Here is a 1050-nt window from a genome sequence, read left to right on the forward strand (position 1 = left end):
ATGGAGTTGACCACCGCTGGGTTGGTGCCAACGTAAACGTTGTCCGGAGCAGTGACGGTGATCGAGCCGCTGGTGCCATTGGCCGGTACGGTGATGACGGTTTTGCCGTCGCTCAGCGTGAAGGTCAGGGCGCCGTGGTTGTTGATCGGCAGGCCGTCTTTGTTGGTCAGGGTGATGGTGTAGGTGATCTCGCCGCCTTCGGTCACCGAAGGTGTAGCGGTCAGCTTCGCCACCACTTCGTCGGTGGTGTCGGTGACATCCACTTTCGCGGCGCCGCCCAACTCCAGGTTTTCGAAGGTGGCGCCGGTAGCGTCTACCGCCGACTTGATGCCAACGCTGATTTCGCCGGCGTCGTTGTAGACATCATCGCCTTGCGCATCGTGGGTGTACGGCGCGCTGGTCTCGCCAGCCTTGATGGTGACTTGAGCGTTGTTGCTCAGGGTCACGACCAGGTCGTGGTCCAACGGCTGGTTGATGTGCACGGTGAAGGTCGGTTTGACGTTCTCGGCGACCGAAGTCTGGTCGGCGGTGATGGTGACCTTGACCAGGTCGCCCTCGTTGTTGCCGCCTGGGTTGCCCGGGGTACCTGGCTCGTCAGTGACGGTGGTGCTGACCGGGGTTTTGTCCAGAGTCAGCTGCTCGAACTTGCCAACATCAGCGCCCGCAACGGTCGCAATGGAGTTGACCACCGCTGGGTTGGTGCCAACGTAAACGTTGTCCGGAGCAGTGACAGTGATCGAACCAGCAGTGCCATTGGCCGGTACGGTGATGACGGTCTTGCCATCGCTCAGCGTAAAGGTCAGCGCGCCGTGGTTGTTGATCGGCAGGCCATCTTTGTTGGTCAGGGTGATGGTGTAGGTGATCTCGCCGCCTTCGGTCACCGAAGGTGTAGCGGTCAGCTTGGCCACCACTTCGTCAGTGGTGTCGGTCACTTGAACGGTAGCCGCACCGCCCAGCTCGAGGTTCTCGAAGGTCGCACCGGTGGCGTCTACCGCCGAGTTGATGCCCAGGCTGATCTGGCCAGCGTCGTTGTAAACATCGTCGCCCTGC

1 protein-coding gene is annotated in these 1050 nt (G+C 61.2%); it reads right to left on the bottom strand.

The window, feature by feature from the left end; genetic code table 11:
• The coding region (locus tag ABI582_RS28635; protein ID WP_442120984.1) for an immunoglobulin-like domain-containing protein at nucleotides 1–1050 on the bottom strand (1050 nt) is incomplete at both ends.

It is taken from the genome of Pseudomonas sp. SAS7 (assembly GCF_052112345.1).
Lineage (GTDB): Bacteria > Pseudomonadota > Gammaproteobacteria > Pseudomonadales > Pseudomonadaceae > Aquipseudomonas > Aquipseudomonas putida_Q.